Annotated in this window: 1 protein-coding gene; it reads right to left on the minus strand. The window is 63.2% G+C overall.

Annotated elements, in window-relative coordinates; all coding sequences use genetic code 11:
* Positions 1-333: 333 nt before the first annotated feature.
* The coding region (locus tag JCM25156_RS17690) for a FecR family protein (RefSeq protein ID WP_034960815.1) at positions 334-1,091 on the minus strand (758 nt) is incomplete at its 5' end.

Below are 1,091 nucleotides of genomic sequence, written 5' to 3' on the forward strand. Positions count from 1 at the left end.
CCAGCGGCTGGGCGGGAATGCTGAAGGGCTGTGCCGGTGATGGCGGGACGGCCACGCCGCCCTCAACCGGTGCCGCTACGGCATGATGGCCCGTGGCGGCCCACATGACGAGCATCAATGCGGAAGTACCCGTGAGCAGGCTGCTCCGGGAAGGCCGGATGCGATTGCGGCGGCATGGCGGAAAAACACACGGCATGGTCAGGTCTCACGGGCGGACGGTTGCAGAAAATGCAAACGAATTGCATTCGCGTATATTCATGTCCGCTGAGACGATTTTTTTTTAACGGGCTGGCGGAACTTTTTTATGTTCCGATGCAAAAACCTGATGGCCTGTCAGGGCGTCTTGTGGTCTGCCAGCACCAGGGTGAAGCCTGCAGGGAGCGCGACAAGCCTGCTGCCATGCAGCGCGCACAGGGCTTCCAGCGCCTCCCGGGGGTGATGCAGGTCATACACGCCCCCTACCGGGATGGTGTCGTGCTCAAGACCATGGGTTACGATGGTGCCCGGATAGTAGCGTCCCAGCACCGCGACTGCGTCAGAAAACCGGACGTCGTTCAGTACCATCTGCCCTGACCGCCATGAACCGACATCCTCCGGGTCGATCGTGCCGCGATGGGCCTGCCCCGTGTGCTGGTCGACCGCCCATGTCTGGCCGGCGGTCAGGCGTAGGGCGGGGTCGGACTGGCGGGATACGCTCACAATCCCCTCGCGCACGGCAACGGTGACATGGGGGTCGGCCATCTGTACATCAAAGGCGGTGCCAATATCGCGCGTCATCACGTTCCCTGCCCTGACGGCAAAGCCACGTTTTCCGTCATGCACGACATTGAAAAACGCCTCGCCAGCCAGCAGCGTAACCCCCCGTTCCCTACCCGAATAATGCACGGCGATGGCGGAATGACCGGCCAGGGTCACCGCCGTTCCGTCCGACAGGCTGACCGTGCGGGTTTCGCCGGTTTTCGTGTAATAATCGGCTTGCAGGCGGAACATGAGGTCCGGCGTGGCAAAGGCCAGCAGGCTTGCCGCCACCGGCAGCATGCAGGCCGCCGCAATCCGCAACGGGCGTGCCCGGGCAGTTCTGCCAACCGCAG

Source organism: Komagataeibacter kakiaceti JCM 25156 (assembly GCF_000613305.1).